Origin of the sequence: Flavobacterium psychraquaticum (genome assembly GCF_034497725.1) — a bacterium.
Taxonomy (GTDB): domain Bacteria; phylum Bacteroidota; class Bacteroidia; order Flavobacteriales; family Flavobacteriaceae; genus Flavobacterium; species Flavobacterium psychraquaticum.
On record NZ_JAXKVR010000029.1, the window covers coordinates 120,047 to 138,643 of the forward strand.

16 protein-coding genes are annotated in these 18,597 nt (G+C 32.1%); 3 read left to right on the top strand and 13 right to left on the bottom strand.

Going from position 1 to position 18,597, the window contains the following annotated elements; all coding sequences use genetic code 11:
• Positions 1-144: 144 nt before the first annotated feature.
• A complete protein-coding gene (locus T1L09_RS08665) occupies positions 145-840 on the top strand; it encodes a LytR/AlgR family response regulator transcription factor (RefSeq protein ID WP_322550559.1) in 696 nt (231 codons plus the stop codon).
• On the opposite strand, the gene priA is transcribed toward T1L09_RS08665, so the two are convergent.
• The 6 genes from priA to sucC form a co-directional block, all read right to left on the bottom strand.
• Positions 837-3,287 (bottom strand): replication restart helicase PriA, encoded by a 2,451-nt coding sequence (gene priA / locus T1L09_RS08670; RefSeq protein ID WP_322550560.1) that lies wholly within the window; start codon positions 3,285-3,287, stop codon positions 837-839. The genes T1L09_RS08665 and priA overlap by 4 nt on opposite strands.
• 107 nt (positions 3,288-3,394) lie before the next feature.
• Complete coding sequence (locus T1L09_RS08675; RefSeq protein WP_322550561.1) at positions 3,395-3,961, bottom strand: chalcone isomerase family protein; 567 nt, start codon at positions 3,959-3,961, stop codon at positions 3,395-3,397.
• 98 nt (positions 3,962-4,059) lie between these two features.
• The gene (locus T1L09_RS08680) at positions 4,060-4,623 is read right to left on the bottom strand and encodes a chalcone isomerase family protein (RefSeq protein ID WP_322550562.1); all 564 of its coding nucleotides are present in this window, start codon (positions 4,621-4,623) and stop codon (positions 4,060-4,062) included.
• 18 nt (positions 4,624-4,641) lie between these two features.
• The gene (locus tag T1L09_RS08685; RefSeq protein WP_322550563.1) at positions 4,642-5,565 is read right to left on the bottom strand and encodes a YihY/virulence factor BrkB family protein; all 924 of its coding nucleotides are present in this window, start codon (positions 5,563-5,565) and stop codon (positions 4,642-4,644) included.
• A gap of 3 nt (positions 5,566-5,568) precedes the next feature.
• Complete coding sequence (nadC, locus tag T1L09_RS08690) at positions 5,569-6,426, bottom strand: carboxylating nicotinate-nucleotide diphosphorylase (RefSeq protein ID WP_322550564.1); 858 nt, start codon at positions 6,424-6,426, stop codon at positions 5,569-5,571.
• Between the two features lie 119 nt (positions 6,427-6,545).
• The gene (sucC, locus tag T1L09_RS08695) at positions 6,546-7,742 is read right to left on the bottom strand and encodes an ADP-forming succinate--CoA ligase subunit beta (protein ID WP_322550565.1); all 1,197 of its coding nucleotides are present in this window, start codon (positions 7,740-7,742) and stop codon (positions 6,546-6,548) included.
• Between the two features lie 235 nt (positions 7,743-7,977).
• Here sucC and lysA point away from each other — a divergent pair, with 235 nt between their 5' ends.
• On the top strand, positions 7,978-9,183 hold the full coding sequence (lysA, locus tag T1L09_RS08700; protein ID WP_322550566.1) for a diaminopimelate decarboxylase: 1,206 nt from the start codon (positions 7,978-7,980) through the stop codon (positions 9,181-9,183).
• Between the two features lie 265 nt (positions 9,184-9,448).
• Here lysA and pafA read toward each other — a convergent pair whose 3' ends face one another.
• From pafA to T1L09_RS08725, 5 genes are all read right to left on the bottom strand, one after another.
• Positions 9,449-11,056, bottom strand: a complete 1,608-nt coding sequence (gene pafA / locus T1L09_RS08705) for an alkaline phosphatase PafA (RefSeq protein WP_322550567.1) — start codon at positions 11,054-11,056, stop codon at positions 9,449-9,451.
• 107 nt (positions 11,057-11,163) lie between these two features.
• A complete protein-coding gene (locus tag T1L09_RS08710; protein WP_322550568.1) occupies positions 11,164-11,577 on the bottom strand; it encodes a hypothetical protein in 414 nt (137 codons plus the stop codon).
• Between the two features lie 13 nt (positions 11,578-11,590).
• Positions 11,591-12,535 (bottom strand): NAD(P)H-dependent flavin oxidoreductase, encoded by a 945-nt coding sequence (locus T1L09_RS08715; protein ID WP_322550569.1) that lies wholly within the window; start codon positions 12,533-12,535, stop codon positions 11,591-11,593.
• 83 nt (positions 12,536-12,618) lie between these two features.
• On the bottom strand, positions 12,619-13,806 hold the full coding sequence (mnmA, locus tag T1L09_RS08720; protein ID WP_322550570.1) for a tRNA 2-thiouridine(34) synthase MnmA: 1,188 nt from the start codon (positions 13,804-13,806) through the stop codon (positions 12,619-12,621).
• A 74-nt stretch (positions 13,807-13,880) separates the two neighbouring features.
• The gene (locus tag T1L09_RS08725; RefSeq protein ID WP_322550571.1) at positions 13,881-14,645 is read right to left on the bottom strand and encodes a toxin-antitoxin system YwqK family antitoxin; all 765 of its coding nucleotides are present in this window, start codon (positions 14,643-14,645) and stop codon (positions 13,881-13,883) included.
• A gap of 183 nt (positions 14,646-14,828) precedes the next feature.
• Here T1L09_RS08725 and T1L09_RS08730 point away from each other — a divergent pair, with 183 nt between their 5' ends.
• Positions 14,829-15,758 (top strand): fasciclin domain-containing protein, encoded by a 930-nt coding sequence (locus T1L09_RS08730; protein WP_322550572.1) that lies wholly within the window; start codon positions 14,829-14,831, stop codon positions 15,756-15,758.
• A 59-nt stretch (positions 15,759-15,817) separates the two neighbouring features.
• On the opposite strand, the gene proC is transcribed toward T1L09_RS08730, so the two are convergent.
• Positions 15,818-16,618, bottom strand: coding sequence for a pyrroline-5-carboxylate reductase (gene proC / locus T1L09_RS08735; protein ID WP_322550573.1), 801 nt, complete (start codon positions 16,616-16,618; stop codon positions 15,818-15,820).
• A 56-nt stretch (positions 16,619-16,674) separates the two neighbouring features.
• Positions 16,675-18,561, bottom strand: coding sequence for a membrane protein insertase YidC (yidC, locus tag T1L09_RS08740; RefSeq protein ID WP_322550574.1), 1,887 nt, complete (start codon positions 18,559-18,561; stop codon positions 16,675-16,677).
• Positions 18,562-18,597 lie beyond the last annotated feature (36 nt).

The following is an 18,597-nucleotide window of genomic DNA, read 5'->3' on the forward strand; positions in this document are numbered from 1 at the left end:
CTTTATATTTATTGTTATACAATTTTGTGCAAAAGTAATGTTTATTTTTATATAAACAAGCATTACCTAAGTAAAAATAATTCTACAAAATTTGTTTTGTTAAATTAAATGTTCTACATTTATCTTTGCAAAATATATAAGCCCATGAAATTGAACTGTATCGTTGTAGATGATAGCGCTATTCAAAGGATAACCATCACGAAATTAGTTAATGAATCTACCCTATTAAATTTAATAGGAGATTTTGCCAACGCTTTAGAAGCAAAAAATTGTATCAACAATAGTGCAATTGATTTGATATTTCTAGATGTTGAAATGCCTTTGATTAATGGATTTGACTTATTAGATGGTTTAAAAACAAAACCACAAATTATATTTATTACTTCGAAAGCAGATTATGCTGTAAAGGCGTTTGATTATCAGGCGACGGATTTTTTACAAAAACCAATTTCTAAAGAACGTTTTAACAAAGCCGTTAAAAAGGCAGCAGATTTACACGCTCTTCGTTATGAAAATCACGAAGATCAAGGCGATAGTATCGTTATCAAAAGTAATTTAAAAAAATTAAAAGTCTTTCTTTCCAGAATTAAATGGGTAGAAGCTTATGGCGATTACATTAAGGTAGTAACTGACGATGAAAGCCACTTGGTATTATCCACTATGAAAAGTTTTGAAAATGAACTACCGGCTGCAAAGTTCATAAGAGTTCATAAATCATACATCATAAACTTAGATCGCGTTGAAAAATTTAATAGTAAGTTTGCCGAAATTGGAAACACAAAAATTCCTTTAAGTAGAAATAAAAAAGATGATATTGTTAAAGCAATAGAAAACGCCTAATAAACGTCGACATTTACTGTAACACGTATAGAACGATATTGCGGAATAGCTTCAAAACTATTTCGCATTTTTGTTATAATAGCTTTTGTGTTCCCTAAATGTGCCGTTGTAGGAATTTTTATCATAATGGTTCGAATATATTCATTTCTAATTCGATTAATTGCTGGTTCTTCTGGGCCCAAAACAGGAATTGGTAAACTTTGCACTAATACATTGTAAAACCACAGCGAACCTTCCTTTAAACGATCAAAGTCGCGATGTTTTAAAGTGAGCTTTATCAAACGGAAAAATGGCGGATATTTAAAATTCTTACGTTCGTAAATCTGCTCCTTATACATTGCTAAATAGTCATTACTGAGAACTTGCTGAATTGTATTATGGTAAGGATTATAAGTTTGGATTAATACTTTTCCTTGTTTTTCAGAACGTCCTGCCCTACCCGATACCTGCATAATCATTTGAAACGCGCGTTCATAAGCTCTAAAGTTTGGCTGATTCAATAAGTTATCGGCATTTAGAATTCCAACTAAAGTGACGTTATCGAAATCCAAGCCTTTGGCCAACATCTGAGTCCCTACCAAAACATCAATTTCTCTATTTTTAAAAGAATCGATTATTTTTTCGAAACCAAATTTTCCACGAGTCGTGTCTTGATCCATTCTTCCGATATTTTTATCGGGAAAAATAGCTTTCAACTCCATTTCAATTTGTTCCGTTCCAAAACCTTTAGTGGTTAAATCTACCGATTGACACGTATGACAATGCGTAGGATTTGCAATAGAATAGCCGCAATAATGACAACGCAATTGATTTTTAAATTTATAATACGTCAAACTTACATCGCAACTTGGGCAATGCGGCACATGACCACAAGTAACACATTCGACATAAGGCGAAAATCCTCTACGGTTTTGAAAAAGAATCACTTGTTCGCCATTTGCAATCGTTTCTGTAATTCCTTCCAACAAAACATCGGAAAAGTGGCCAGTCATTTTCTTTCTAAAATATTTATCTTTAATATCGATTAGCTCAATTTCGGGTAGCACTACATTTCCGTAACGAATCGTTAATTCGGTTAAACCATACTTTTTAGATTGGACATTATAATAGGTTTCCAAACTGGGCGTGGCACTTCCTAATAGCACTTTTGCTTTATGTTGTTTTGCTAAAACAATTGCAGCATCTCTAGCGTGATATCTTGGCGCTGGATCGGTTTGTTTGTATGTTTGCTCGTGTTCTTCGTCTATAATAATACATCCTAAATTTGAAAACGGAAGAAATAATGCACTTCGAACTCCAATTACTACTTTAGCTTTTGGCGAATTTTCCAACACCTGATTCCAAACTTCAATTCGTTCGTTATTAGAATATTTTGAATGGAAAACGGCTACTTCATTCCCGAAATAAGCAGTTAATCGTTGGACTAATTGCGTTGTTAACGCAATTTCTGGTAATAAGAATAATACTTGTTTTTCAGCTTGAATATATTCTTCTAAGAGTTTGATATAAATTTCCGTTTTACCAGAAGCCGTAACTCCGTGCAACAAACTGACATCAAATTCTTCTAAATTCTTTTTTATACTATCAAAAGCATTTTGCTGAGCTTCGCTTAATGTAAAGTTGCTATTTTCCTCCTTTTCGAAAGTCACTCGATCTTTTACCAAATAATATTCTTCAAAAATTGATTTATCAACTAATGATTTTACGATGGTTGAAGAACATCCAGAAAGTTCAACTAATTTCTTAACGGATATCGGACCTTTTTCTTTGGCTTGTAATTGGAAATAATGTAAAACTAATTCGCGCTGTTTTTTGGCATTAGACAACAATGCTAATAATTCTGCTAATTTATCTTGTTGTAAAAATTCGTCTTGTAGTTTAATATATCGGACTAATTTTGGTTTGTATTGTTCGTTAATTTCTTCTTCTAAAACTAAAGCACCTTTCGACAAAAGTTTGTTAATTACAGGGAAAACTGTTTTCTTTCCTAAAATTTTAATTACTTCTTGAATGGTAATGGATGATTGACTTTTTAAAGCTTCAAGAATTAAATATTCATCATCTTTTAGCTCATCATTTGGAATTTCGTGATTTTGTTTTGCCGAAATAATAGTTTCACTTTCCAAAATATAACCGGAAGGCAATGCACTTCTAAACACTTCGCCCAGTGAGCACATGTAATAAGAAGCAATCCATTTCCAATGTTCAATTTGAAATGAATTAACAACTGGTTTATCATCTAAAATTTGATGAATTTCTTTTGCATCGTATAACTGTGGCGGTATATTATTTTTATCTAAAACTAAAGCCGTATAAATTTTAGTTTTACCAAAAGGGACAGCCACTCGCATTCCTATTTGAATGTAGTTAAATTCTGCTTCGGAAACCTGGTAAGTAAAGGTTTTAGCAACGGCTAACGGCAATATGACTTCAATAAAATACAACATAGAACAAATATAGCTTGAAAAAGAGAAAATAGAAAAGAAAAATGGAACAATATTAAATAGAAAACGCTCCCAAATTGAGAGCGTTTGTATTATTTTATTGATACAATTTATTTTCCTAATAATCCAGTTTTCAAATCTTTATCCGCTGGTTTGTCACACAACCAAATTCCAAATAAAGCTTTTTTGAAATCGTGACCTTCAATTACACCTTTCTTAACACCATTTTTATATATAGCCACTCCTTCTTCAGGAACATTTACAAAAACGAATGCATCTCCTTTTTTTATTTCTTCTTTAAAAAAACCTTTGAATTTATCAATTTTTGTTTTTAAGGACGCTGTATTTTTGTTAGTGGCATTTTCAAAACCTTCATTTACAGCAGAAATCATTTTATCCGAAGTAATCATTCCTGAAACAATATTTAATTTTATTGCTGCAGCATCTTTACTTTCTATAATTTCTTTTGCATTAGCACTCTTTTTTGATAAATATAAAGCTCCAACATACATATCCATCCAAAACTTCTCTCTAATACCGGCACCATTCAAAATTAAATCTTGATCTTCTACAGTTATTTTTGCGTCTAATTTAACTCCTGAAACTACTTTTTGAGCATGAGAAGGTATATAAGCTAAAACAACAAAGAACATAAAAGCAACAATTTGTTTTTTCATAATAATAAAGTTAATTGATTGATAAAAATATAGTATTTAATTTAAATAAAAAAATATTTTTCACTGTAAAAGCCAATTGTAGGACATTAACGGAAGTTTTAATTACCCAACATCTTATCTCTTAAGGGTTTGCTGGCAGGCTGATCGCAAAACCATATTCCGAAGAAGGCTGTTTTAAAATCATCACCTTCAATACTACCAAGATTTAAACCATTTTTATAAACGGAAGTAGTCTTTTCAGTGGGATTGTAATATAAAATAAAAACGTTACCAACGACAATTTCTTCTCTAAAGAAACCTTTTAAAAAGTCGATTCGCTCTCTAATTTCTCCTGTTTTTCCATTTGTCGAATTTTTAAAACCCGTCTCAATCGCTTCAATCAATACATCAGATGTGATTTTTGGTGAAACAATGTCTATTCTCATATAAAAATAATCATCTTGAGCGTAAAGTTCTTTTTCTGATTTAATTTTACTAGGCACATATAAAGAGCCAACATAAAGCTTTATCCACATTTTTTCTCTAACCCCTACTCCATTGAGAACAAGTTCCTTATTGTTAAAAGTTGTTTTATTGTCGATAAAAACTCCTGATACAACTTCTTGCGCATAATTTTGAGAAATACATAAAAACAAAATTACGTGAGATAATAGTACTTTCATAATTTAAAACTTTAGTTCTTAACTATATAAATTTTTTCTTTTCAACTTAGAAATCGTCGCATTTAATTCAAAACCCAATAATAAAACCATACAATTGATCCAGATGTAAAACATTAATACAAGAAGTGTACCAATTGATCCATACAACTCATTATAACGTGCAAATTTTTCTACGTAGATTCCAAAAACATAAGATGACACGATAATTAGCACTGTTGTGAAAACTGCTCCAAAACTAATAAATGAAATTTTCGAAGTTTCCTTAGCACCATATTTATAGAGAATAGATGTGGTGATTAGAATCATTAAAATAATGAATCCATAACGACTCCATTCAATTAATGCAACATTAGTAATATAACCGTAAATATTAATTTTTTGAATAACAACCTCGGCAATTACAATAGCGGCAACAGTAATAATTAAGATAAATGATAAAACTAACGAAATCGCTAAAGAGATGAAATATTGTCTAAAAAAAGTTCGGGTAATTGTAATATGTGTTGACATTTCAAAGCCACCTAAAATCGCGTTAACGCCGTTTGTCATTAATAAAATTGATAAAATAAAACCCGAAGAAAGTAACCCTTGGTGACTCGTTTCCATAATATCCTTCACAATAGCTTCAATAGCATAATATGTGTTTGGAGGGACGCCATTATCAATAAAATGAAGAAAGTCCTCTTGGAAATTTTCAAGAGGAATAAACGGAATTAAGTTTAATATAAATAATGCAAAGGGAAATAATGCCATAAAGAAGCTAAATGCAATAGAACTAGCTCTGTATGAGAAAGCACCTTTAAAAACACCTGAAATATACATTTCTAAAATATCATACAAAGACATCCCTTCCAAAGAGCTCAGTTTAATAGCTTTTGTAAAAGTTACCAATTGCCTTACAATAGGAATTTTATTTAACTTAGATTCAATTTCTTCCGACATATATTAAATGGCTTTTAGACTTAAATCCATATTATAAACAGAATGTGTTAAAGCACCAGATGATATATAATTAACACCACATTCGGCGTAATTACGAATCGTTTTTTCATTAATGTTACCTGAAGATTCCGTTAAAATTTGATTACCAATTAAAGCAACTGCTTTTTTTGTAGTTTCAAAATCGAAATTATCTAATAAAATTCTATAAACGCCACCACTATTTAAAATTTGTTGTACTTCGTCTAAATCTCTAGCTTCTACAATAATTTTTAAATCTTTATTATTGTCTGATAGATATTGTTTGGTTTTAGCAATGGCTTGAGGAATTCCTCCTGCAAAATCAATATGATTATCTTTCAACATAATCATATCATATAAAGCAAAACGATGGTTTTCTCCTCCTCCGATTTTAACCGCCCATTTTTCAATGGCACGAATTCCTGGAGTTGTTTTTCTTGTATCTAAAATTTTAGCTGTTGTTCCTTCTATTAAATCTACGAATAATTTCGTTTTAGTAGCGATAGCACTCATTCTTTGCATTGCATTTAATACCAAACGTTCTGCTTTTAAGATGGATTGTGAACTTCCTGAAACATGGAAAACGATATCGCCATATTTCACTGCTTCGCCGTCATTTATAAAAGTTTCCACAATTATGTCTTTATCCACATAATTAAAAATCATCTTGGCAAATTCAACTCCGGCAATAATTCCTTGATCTTTGACCAATAATTTTGCTTTACCTTGAGCTGTTTCGGGAATACAAGCCAACGAGCTATGATCGCCATCTCCAACATCTTCCCTAATTGCGTTACTAATAATTAGTGCTAACTCTTTTTGAAATTGTGCTTCTGAAATCATATTATAAGAATTGATTGGCTAATGTAATAATTCCTTATATCTTATGAAAGTTTAATTTAGTAAAAACAAAAAACTCCCAGATAAAAATCTGAGAGTTTCTTTATGAGTAAGCTAAAATCTTATTTAGATAAAGCTGCTTTTACTTGATCTGCCGCTTCTTGGAATTGAACAGCTGATAAAATTGGCATACCTGAATTATCAATTAATTCTTTAGCAATTTCAGCATTTGTTCCTTGTAAGCGAACGATAATAGGGACAGTAATTGCGTCACCCATATTTTTGTATGCGTCAACAACACCTTGAGCTACACGGTCACAACGAACGATACCTCCAAAAATGTTAATCAAAATCGCTTTTACATTAGGATCTTTTAAGATGATTCTAAAAGCAGTTTCAACACGTTTTGCATCTGCAGTTCCACCAACGTCTAAGAAGTTCGCTGGTTCAAAACCTGCATATTTAATTAAATCCATAGTTGCCATAGCTAAACCAGCACCGTTCACCATACAACCAACTGTACCGTCAAGATCAACATAGTTTAATCCTACTTCTTTAGCTTCTACTTCGATTGGATTTTCTTCTCTGATATCACGCATTTCAGCATATTTTGGCTGTCTGAATAAAGCGTTATCGTCGATATTTACTTTAGCATCAACTGCTAAAATTTTATTATCTGAAGTTTTTAATACAGGATTAATTTCGAACATTGAAGCATCACAACCAATGTAAGCATTGTATAATGAATCAATAAATTTCACCATTTCTTTAAAAGCATTTCCAGAAAGACCTAAATTGAAAGCAATTTTTCTAGCTTGGAAACCTTGTAAACCTACAGCAGGATCAATTTCTTCTGTAAAGATTAAGTGTGGTGTATTTTCTGCTACTTCTTCGATATCCATTCCACCTTCAGTAGAATACATAATCATATTACGACCTGTAGCTCTATTTAATAAAACAGAAACATAAAATTCAGAAACCTCAGTTTCACCAGGATAATAAACGTCTTCAGCAACTAATACTGTGTTTACTTTTTTACCTTCTGGTGGTGTTTGTGGCGTAACTAATTGCATTCCGATGATTTGTCCAGCGATTTCAGCTACTTGGTCTAAATTCTTAGCCAATTTAACACCTCCACCTTTTCCTCTTCCACCAGCGTGAACTTGTGCTTTAATAACGTACCAACTAGTACCTGTTTCAGCAGTTAATTGTTCTGCAGCCGCTACAGCTTCAACTGGATTATTAGCTATAATTCCACGTTGTATGCGCACTCCATAACTTGCTAAAATTTCTTTCCCTTGATATTCGTGTATGTCCATAATTGTTATGCGTTTATCTTATTTTAAAAAGTGCCACAAAAATAGCAAAGTAATTTTGAACTCGCTAACTTTTTCCCGTTTAATTTGGGAATTTGATATACACAGCTCTTTTCTTTTCGGAAAACAAAAAATTAAATTTGTTACAAATAAAACATTTTGTGATATATTGTGAATAATCGTTATAAAATTTCAAGATAACAAAAACTCAAGTAGCTTTGCAAAAAAAATAATAATTATGAAACATCAAGTCTTATTGCAATTAGCAAATGAATTTGGAAATCCATTGTATGTTTATGATGCAGATAAAATTGCCTCGCAATACGATCGCTTGACAAGAGCCTTTAGTAAAGTGGAAAAGTTTAAAATTCATTATGCAGTTAAGGCTTTGTCTAATATATCAATTTTGAATTATCTAAAAAGTTTAGGTTCAGGTTTAGATACGGTTTCAATTCAGGAGGTTCAATTGGGGTTGTATGCAGGTTTTGACCCAAAGGACATCATTTATACACCAAATGGCGTTTCAATGGAAGAAATTGAAGCGGTCGCTCAGTTAGGCGTTCAAATAAATATCGATAATCTATCGATTTTGGAACAATTTGGTACAAAACATCCAACAATTCCGGTTTGTATACGAATAAATCCGCATGTGATGGCTGGTGGAAATGCGAATATTTCCGTGGGTCATATTGATAGTAAATTTGGAATATCAATTCACCAATTACCACATCTTTTACGAATTATAGAAAATACCAAAATGCATATCAACGGAATTCATATGCATACAGGTTCAGATATTTTAGATGTAGAAGTGTTTTTATATGCGGCCGAAATATTATTTGAAACCGCTAAACATTTCAAAGAATTAGATTTTATTGATTTTGGAAGTGGCTTTAAAGTGCCTTACAAAAAAGATGATATTGAAACTGATGTGGAAGAATTTGGAAAGAAATTAACCAAGCGCTTTTTAGCTTTTGAGAAAGAATATGGTTGCGAATTAACTTTAGCTTTTGAACCTGGAAAATTTTTAGTGAGTGAAGCGGGTTATTTCTTGGCAAAAGTAAATGTAGTAAAACAAACAACTTCAACTGTATTTGCAGGAATTGATTCGGGTTTTAATCACTTAATTCGTCCGATGTTATATGGCTCGCAACATCATATTGAGAATATTTCCAATCCGAAAGCAAAAGAACGTTATTATTCTGTTGTTGGTTATATTTGTGAAACTGATACTTTTGCAACCAACAGAAGAATTTCAGAAATACACGAAGGTGATATTTTATGTTTCAAAAATGCAGGTGCTTATTGTTTTTCTATGGCTTCTAACTATAATTCCAGATTAAAACCAGCCGAAGTACTCTGGAAAGATGGAAAAGGTCATTTAATAAGAGAAAGAGAAACGTTTGAAGCTATATTGAAGAATCAGATTTTGATTGAAGTTTAGAATTTTGATTAATGAGATTCCGAAACGAGTTCGGAATGACAAAATTGAGGGAAAAATTGATAAAAAAAATCTGACGACTTTGTCAAGCTGAACTGTTTTTCACCTTTACTTTCATTTGTTTATACGCTGTAGATTCCGAAACGAGTATGAAATGACAAAAATGAGATGAAACTTGAGTTGTTAAGCTAAATAGAACTTACCGTTTAGGCAAAATTAAAAAAAGCATCAAATTGAAATCATTTGATGCTTTTTTTAATATTTTAAATTATTCTAAAACTTCCAATAAAACATTTCCATTTGAACTGTTTGGCATTGTTATTTTTAGCATTTGAGTTATCGTTGGTGCAATCTGAGTAATTTCTTTTTTAGCGTTTGTAGATCCCTTTTTAATATTCCAACCGTAGAATAATAATGGAACGTGTGTGTCATAAGAATAAGGTGAACCATGCGTTGTTCCTGTAGAAGAATATTCAACATAACCTGGTTTAAATAACATTATCAATTCTCCATTTTGTGTTGGGTCATAACCTTTTGCAATAAAATCAATATAAATATCACTTCTACTTCCAAAAATAATCTCTTCTTCGGTATAAACGCGCTTAATATAATCTTGTTTCAATAAATAATCCTTGAAAACTTGTTTCACATCTTGTAAATTCAAACCTTTAGATTTGATTTTAGTTTTATCAAAAAATACATTAAAGTTTGAATAATCTAATACTAAATTATCGCCATAAGTCGCTTCTGAAAATACTTTTAGTTCTTTTTCAATATTTTTGTAATTGATGTTATCTACTTTATACTTATTATCTTTTAAATAGGTAACATTCTCTGCTCCAGCGTGATCAGCCGTTAAAAACACCAAGTAATTTCCTTTACCAACTTTTTTATCCAAGTAAGTTAGAAAATCAGCAATGGTTTCATCTAAACGTAAATAAGTATCTTGCAATTCAATAGATCTTGGGCCTAAAACGTGCCCAATATAATCTGTTGAAGAAAAACTAACTGCTAAAAAATCTGTAATGTTGTCTTGACCTAAGTTTTCATTTTCGATTGCCGCTTTTGCAAAATCAGCTAATAAATTATTTCCAAATGGAGTCGAACGTAATATTCCTGCATTATTTGCATCATACATATCTTTCAAATTGTATGGCATAAATGGTGCTTTTTTATATAATTTCCCTTCGTATGGATTATTGTCCGTTAAACTTTCGTTATACGTTTCTTTTGGTTTCAATAAATCCCAATTCTTGTTTACATATTTTATGTAATTTTTTTCTGCATTAAATTTCGTAGCCCAATCTGGTAATTTTTCACCATAATATGTGCTAGAAATAAACGAACCCGTTTTGCTGTACCAAAAAGCCCAATCTGCAAAGTGTCCGGCTGGTAAAATCGCACCTCTGTCTTTAATGCTAATTCCAATAACTTTTCCTTTAAAGTTGGTCGATAACTTTAATTCATCTGTAATTGTAGAACTTTGTAAGTTTCTAGGTGACATTTTTCCTTCTTTAACTGAGTCATCTCCAAGTGTTGAAACCGATTCGTCATCCGTACAATACATTTCTTTACTTGTTGCTTTATTAAACCATTCGTTTCCAACAATCCCGTGCACTGCTGGAGTTGTTCCAGTATAAATTGAAGCGTGACCTGGAGCCGTATAAGTTGGCATATAAGTATAATGCGTGTTTAAAAACGCATAACCATCATTCATTAACCGTTTAAATCCGTTTGCAGAAAAATCGTTAGAAAACCGATTTAGGTATTCCATTTTCATTTGGTCTACTACAATTCCTACAACCAATTTCGGTTTGTCTTGTGCAAAATTTGCCGCAGCAATTAATGAAACAATAAGTAAAAAAGTTTTTTTCATTTGGAATTATATTTAGTACAAATGTAAGTTTTAGAAAGTAAGATTGTGTTAAGAAATTAAAAAGAATCAGAATCGCTATGAAAAATTCCAGACAATTTAAAGACGTATTATTTTATAACTTCTTCAACAATATCATAACAGAAAATAAAATCTTTGAAATAAACGTATAGTTGTGGTTTATTACCTTTATCAGCTCTTGTCATAAAAGCAATTTTCACAGGTTCACCATACTGATTTTTACACAAATAAGCATTAATTTCATCTACTTTAGTAACTTCCTTTTCCAAATATTCAACAATTTTATAGTGTTGAATTTCTCTTGAATAAATTATGATTTTATTTTTGTCATAGTCTAAAGTGACCATCATTGCTGTTTTTTCGGGCTTGGACCATTTGCCCCAAACGTTCTTTTTATCTTTTTCCAAAACGGTTAACGAAGTGGTTTTGAAACGAAATTGTTGGGCATAACTTGAAAATGAAGTTATGAATAGGAAAAATAATAAGTATTTTAAAAATTTCATCTGTTATAAAGTATTAAAATTCAAAAGAAGCTAGCTCTTTTTTGGCAAAGTTAAATTCTGTAATTATGTTTTCGAAGATTGTTTCTACGGATAAAATATTGTGAATTAATCCGGTAATTTGGCCAATTTCTAATTCGCCTTCTATTAAATCTCCTTCAAACATACCGCGTTTTGCTCTTCTTTTCCCTAATAATTCGTTTAAATCTTCTTTTGACGGACATTTGGCATACAAATCTTGCACATCATTAAAAAATTTATTTTTGATTAATCGAACTGGTGCTAATTCTTTCAAAGTCAATTGTGTATCACCTTCTCCAGTTTCAACTATTATTCGTTTAAATTCATCGTGCGCCGAACTTTCCGTTGAAGCTGCGAATCTACTTCCCATTTGAACACCATCTGCTCCTAAAGTCATGGCAGCTAACATTCCTCTCCCGGTTGCGATTCCTCCCGCTGCGATTAATGGAATTGAAACTTGTTCCTTAACCATAGGAATTAAAGTCAATGTCGTAGTTTCCTCTCTTCCATTATGACCTCCTGCTTCAAAACCTTCAGCTACTACAGCGTCAACTCCTGCTTCTTGGGCTTTTAATGCAAATTTTGAACTGCTTACTACATGTACAACTACCATTCCGTTTTCTTTTAAAAAAGGAGTCCAAGTTTTAGGATTTCCAGCCGAAGTAAAAACGATTTTTACGCCTTCCTCCTTCAAAATTTGCATAATTTCTTCAATATTCGGATATAACATTGGCACATTTACCCCGAAAGGCTTGTCTGTTGCTTTTTTACATTTTTGAATGTGTTCTCGCAAAACTTCTGGATACATTGAACCCGCGCCAATTAGTCCTAATCCACCAGCATTACTAACGGCACTGGCTAATTTATAACCACTATTCCAAATCATTCCACCTTGAATAATTGGATATTTTATATTGAAAAGTTGAGTAATTTTATTCATTATTTTGTATTCTTTTTAAAAACTAGCTGTTGTTAAAATTTATAAGCACAAGTTAAAGATTTATTCCGAAAAACGGCACATTATTAAGCAATAACGCCACTTCCTAAAACTTCATCGCCGTGATGCCAAGCTACAAATTGTCCTTCTGTTATGGCAGATTGCGGATCTTCAAAAACCACATATATTCCCGTTTTAAATTGGTGTAATGTTGCTTTTTGCAGAGGTTGACGGTAACGAATTCTTGCCATCACATCTAATTTTTCGCCTTCTTTCAGCACTAAATCTTCACGGATCCAATGCACTTCATCATTAGCAATAAATAATGCTTTTTTAAATAATCCGGGATGATTGTTTCCTTGACCAGTATAAATAATATTTTTATCAACGTCGGTTTCAATTATGAATAAAGGTTCTTTAGTTCCGCCAACATTTAATCCTTTGCGTTGTCCTTTTGTGAAATAATGAGCCCCTTGATGTTTACCGACAACTTTCCCGGGAACTTTTAGATAATTAATACGTTGGGCTTCAAAAGCGAAGGCTTCTTCTTCCAATTCAAATGTTGGAATTTCTTCACTATATATCGTTGCATCAACTGGAATTTCGACGATTATTCCTTCTTTTGGTTGTAATTTTTGTTGTAAAAATTCGGGTAAACGCACTTTACCGATGAAACAAAGTCCTTGCGAATCTTTCTTTTCGGCGGTAATTAGATCTAATTTTGTGGCGATTTCACGAACTTCCGGTTTGGTTAATTCACCAATAGGAAATAGTGCTTTTGTCAATTGCTCTTGCGATAATTGACATAAAAAATAAGACTGATCTTTGTTATCGTCTTTACCTGCTAACAATTGAAAAACTTCTTCCCCGTCTTTTTCGATGGTTCCTTTTCGGCAATAATGTCCGGTTGCTACATAATCCGCACCTAAAGAAAGTGCGATTTTCATAAAAACCTCAAATTTTATTTCTCTATTGCACAATACGTCTGGATTTGGCGTTCGTCCTTTTTCATATTCGCTGAACATATAGTCAACAATTTTCTCTTTGTATTGTTCCGATAAGTCTACCGTTTGGAAAGGAATTCCTAGCTTTTCGGCAACCAATAAAGCATCGTTACTATCTTCTAACCACGGGCATTCGTTTGAAATGGTAACTGAATCGTCGTGCCAATTTTTCATAAAAAGGCCGATTACTTCATAACCTTGCTCTTGTAATAAATAAGCAGCAACACTAGAATCCACACCACCCGAAAGTCCAACTACAACTCTTTTCATATTTTTAAACTCTATTTATAAACTCCAACTAATCACATTAAATTGATAATTTCAATTCTTTGCGATTTTTGTATTTATCTTCTATTTTCCTGTTCTTTTTTGTCTTGTTCAAATGTTTTTGAAACTTGCTGTGTATTGCGTTGTTCATATTTTATTAATTCTTGACTGAATTTTTTAGCTTTTACTTCTTTAATTACCTTATTTTTTTCAAAGAATTTCCAATTGCCAACGCGTTTACCATTTATGTAAATTCCTTCGTATAGTTTATTGCCATTACCATCATAATATGATGCTATTCCTTCGTACTGACCGTTTTTATAAAAATGTTCTTCGATTGGTTTTCCTTTTTCTGAAAAGGTTTTCGAAATTCCTTCTTTAATTCCGGCTTTGTAATTAGTGTCTTCAGCAACTGTTCCATCTTTATAATAGACTTTTCGATTTCCTTCTAATTTCCCATCTTTGTAAAACTCTACAGTCATTAATTGGGTTGATCTAAAATGATAATATTTCCAACTTCCCTCATTAACTTTATTAGCCAATTTTCCTTCGCTTACCTTATTACCGTTTTGATCGTAGAAAATAGCATAACATGTGTTGTCATTTTTAGAAAAATCTCTTGTTGCAATTATTGTTGACGCTTTTGTATCGTCAAAATATTTAAAGACACCTGTTTCTTTCCCGTGTTTAAAAGTTCCTTCATAGCGTATGCGATTGGAATTTTTGTGAAACCCTTTCCAAACGCCATCGCGATTCCCTTGGTCGTCAAATTGATTCAGTTTATCTTGACTGAAGCCAGCAGATAAACAAAACATAAATAATATAGCGATAATTTTTTTCATATTTTAAATATTGTTTAATAGACTTTACTATCTCGTTATAAATAACTTAGCAAAATATAGTGCTGTTTTTTTATTAGGTTAAACAAAAAGTAAATGTTAGTTAAATATCCAGTAAATCAATAGAAATAATTTTTTATATTGTTTAGTCTTTAATACTTTTGAGTAAACAAAAAAATAATTACTATGAAAAACTATGCAAAATTAATCAAATTAACTTTAATAGTAGTAACATCTACTGTTATGTTTTCGTGTTCAGATGACGATGCTCCTCAAAACAATTCAATCGCTGGAATTGCATCACGTACTGAAAATTTGTCAATCCTTGTTGATGCTCTTGAAAGAACTGATTTAGTAGAAACTTTAGATGGCGCAGGATCGTTCACTGTATTCGCTCCAACAAATGCTGCTTTTACAACTTTCTTAGCAGACAATGGATTTGCTAACCTTGATGCTGTTCCTACTGCTGCTTTGAAAGAAATTCTTTTAAATCACGTTGTTAGTGGAGCAAAGTTATCCTCAACACTTACTACTGGCTACATCAAAACTCTTGCCAAAGGAAGTGCATCATCAACAAATACATTAAGTATGTACGTTAATACAACTTCTGGTGTACGCTTAAATGGTGTATCAAGTGTTACGACGGCAGATGTTCTAGCTTCAAACGGAGTTGTACACATAGTTGATAAAGTTATTGGACTACCAACAGTAGTTACACACGCTTTAGCAAACCCTAATTTATCAACTTTAGTTAGTTTATTAGTGGCTCAAGATTTAGTTTCTACTTTATCTGGAACAGCAAGTTCACCATTTACAGTGTTCGCACCAGTTAACAGTGCATTTACGCCAGCAACTTTAGATTTATATACAAGCTTAAGTTCAGAAAACAAAACTGCAGTGTTAACATACCATGTTGTTGCAGGTGCTAACGTACTTTCGACAGGAATACCTACTACTCCAATTACAACATTACAGGGCGGAACTTTCACTGTTGCGGGAACTGTTATTACTGATTTAGTAGACAGAGATACAAATATAATATTATCAGCTTTAGATATTCAAGCTTCTAATGGTGTTGTTCATGCTGTAGATAATGTATTATTACCGTTTAACTAGTTTCTAGCCTACAAAAAAATTGCTAGCAACAAAAACGCCTTCACAACGAAGGCGTTTTTTTATTGTCCTAATTCAACTGCTCTGTTATTTGCCGCTTCAATACCTTTTATAATGCTATCATGAAGCATGTTTTGACTAAAAACAGCTAGAGCGGCTTCAGTTGTTCCTCCTTTAGACGCTACTTTTTCAATCCATTCTAAATTAGACAATTTACTTCTATTTTGTAATTGTACCGAACCTGCAAAAGTTTGACTTACCAAAAACTCAGCTTCTGACAAAGAAAAACCTAAGCTCATCGCAGCATTAATCATTGCTTGCATAAAGTAGAAAACGTAAGCTGGTCCGCTTCCTGAAACAGCAGTAGCGGCATTTAACATCTCTTCTTTTTCAATATAAATAGATTTTCCTGTTGTGTTAATTAAATTTTGAACAATAAACAATTCTTTTCTGTCTACCGCACTAGAAGCGCAAAAAACAGTCATTCCTTCGCCAATCTGAGTCGAAATATTTGGCATTGATCTTACAATTTTTTGAATTCCTAAATCAGTTTGCATTTTCACCACAGAAATACCTGCCATAACAGATAAAATGACGTGCTCTTTTTTCAAGAAAGGACTAATGTCTAATGATAATAGGCTGAAATCTTGCGGTTTAACCGCTAAAATTAGTATGTCCGAATCGAAAAATTGAGCAACTGGAATGGTGAAGAAATTTTTTTTAGCGATTCCAAAACGCTTCGTTTTTTCTACGTTCGTGCGATTAAGAACTAAGATGTCTGCAGAATTGACAAATCCGGAACTAATAAAACTATTCGCATACGTTTGTCCCATATTACCAAATCCAATAATAGCTATTCTCATATATAAATAAAAAGAAACCCTGCCTCAATTAAGGCAGGGTTAGATATGTTAAAAAATTACTTTTTCTTTTGTTGTGCTTTTTGTTCTTCAGCTTGTTCCATCATTTCACGCATTTTCTTTTGGAATTTACTTTCCTTTTTCTCCTTCGTTTTATTCTCTTGAATTTTAGCATGAATTTTGTCGTCTTTCACAATATAATTCTTGATGACCAACATAATTCCTATCGTAATTAAATTAGAGATGAAATAATACAAACTCAAACCTGATGCATAGTTATTGAAAAAGAATAACATCATTACAGGTGAAATGTAAATCATAATTTTCATAATTTTCCCCATATCTGGCATACCTTCTTGTGGCGGTGCGCTCATAGCTTGGTCTCCTGTTGTCATTTTCATATAGAAGAAAATAGCAACCGACGCCAATATTGGAAATAAACTTACATGACTTCCATAAAATGGAATATGGAAAGGCAATTGGTAAATGCTATCATAAGATGATAAGTCGTCTGCCCATAGGAATGATTTTTGTCTCAAATCAAACATAGATGGGAAGAATTGGAACAAAGCGTAGAAAATTGGCATTTGCATTAAAGCGGGTAAACATCCTGCCATAGGATTTACACCAGCTTTTGAATACAACTTCATTGTTTCCTGTTGTTTCTTCATTGGATTATCCTTGAATTTTTCATTCAATTCAGTAATTTCCGGACGTAGCACTTTCATTTTTGCTTGTGACAAGTATGATTTATAAGTTACTGGCGACATTACAATACGCACTAAAATAGTGAATAAGACTATTGCCATTCCATATCCGACTCCGATGCCTGCTATAAATCCGAAAACAGGAATAAATATGAAACGGTTAATCCATCCGAAAATCCCCCAACCTAATGGTACAATTTCGTCTAAGTTTCTTTTGTAATCGTTTAAAATTTTATAATTTGAAGGTCCGTAATACCAATTCATATTATAATTTATTGCTCCATTTTTAAATTCTAATGGCAATTGTGCTACGAAATTTTTTGTGTAAACTGTATCAATCTTTTCGTCTTTTACCAAGTTGAAAGATTTTACTTTAGCCGTTTTAAATTTAGTATCCGTTAATAAGATAGATGTAAATAAATGTTGTTTGAAAGCAACATAAGTTAAATCAATTACATCGTCTTCAGAATCTTTAGCAGCATTTAAATAATCGTCTTTTCCATCTTCATATTCGAAAACCAATTCAGTGTATCGATTTTCATACGAAATACTTTTCTCATTTCTGAATGTTTTCAATTGCCATTCTAAATCTAAAGGCTTTGAAGTATTTATTACTTTTTCTAATCCTTGAGAACGAATTCCAAAATCTAGCATATATTCGTTAGGTTTTAGAACATAACGATATTCTAAAAATTGTTCTGGACCCGCTTTTAATTGCATAGTCAAAACTTGATTTTCGCCTTCTTTAGATAATTTAGGCTCAAAAAACATTTCTTTAGTTTGCAAAGATCTGTTGTCTGTTGTGTTTAAAGTAATATTTAAAGAAGCGTTGTTTTCTTTGATTAACTGAACCGCTTTTTTAGAATTTTTCTCAAATTGTTCAAAACCTAATACAGTAGCTTCTACTATATAACCACCCTTATTAGAAATTTTTAACGACAAAAGATCATTTTTAATTTCAGTGAAGTTATCTTTTGCAGATGGAAGTGTTGCCGAATACCCAAACGAACCTAATGCTGCTTGTGCAACTGCGATTTGAGAAGAATCTGCCATAGGTGCAGCAGCGATTGTGGATGTAACCGTTTTTACTTCTTTCGCCTTATTTTCAACTTGTTCTTTTTTTGCCTTTTCTTGTAATTCTTCTTTTGTTGGTGCGTTTGAAAACAACATCCAAATCAAAATCCCAGAAATCAATACAAATCCGATAATCGAATTAAGGTCTAATTTTTTTTCTTCCATCTATTTATTAGTATTCAGTGTTCAGTTATATGAACA